This window comes from Mesorhizobium sp. M1E.F.Ca.ET.041.01.1.1 (assembly GCF_003997355.1).
Taxonomy (GTDB): domain Bacteria; phylum Pseudomonadota; class Alphaproteobacteria; order Rhizobiales; family Rhizobiaceae; genus Mesorhizobium.
The window spans coordinates 1-505 of record NZ_RZSL01001238.1 but is presented as its reverse complement, the minus strand read 5'-3'; the positions used below and the strand labels follow the sequence as shown (position 1 = coordinate 505).

The 505-nt window shown below is 68.7% G+C and carries 1 pseudogene; it reads left to right on the top strand.

Annotation, left to right across the window (positions count from 1 at the left end):
- Nucleotides 1-505, top strand: a pseudogene (locus tag EOA38_RS38565) (thymidine phosphorylase); the annotation flags it as partial.

The window sequence follows — 505 nt, the reverse complement described above, 5'->3', positions numbered from 1 at the left end:
CCTCGATCCTGTCGAAAAAGCTCGCCGCCGGGCTCGGCTCGCTGGTGCTCGACGTCAAAGTCGGCAACGGCGCCTTCATGGAGAAATCGCGCGATGCGGTCGCGTTGGCGAACAGCCTGGTCGAAGTCGCCAATGGCGCGGGCCTGAAGGCCTCGGCGCTGGTGACCGGCATGAACGAGCCGCTGGCCTCGGCCGCCGGCAATGCGGTCGAGGTGAAGAACGCGGTCGATTTCCTCACCGGCCGGGTCCGCGACCGCCGGCTGGAGGACGTGACGCTGGCGCTGGCCGCCGAAATGCTGCAGTCGGCGGGGATTGTGTCGTCGAACCAGGACGGGATCAGGCGCGCCGCCGAGACGCTTGCCGGCGGCCGCGCGGCGGCGGTCTTCGCGCGTATGGTGACGACGCTCGGCGGTCCCGCCGACTTCGTCGAGAACCCGGAAAAATATCTCCCCGAAGCGGCGGTGGAATTGGCGGTTGAAGCGGTGGAGGACGGCTTCGTCACCGG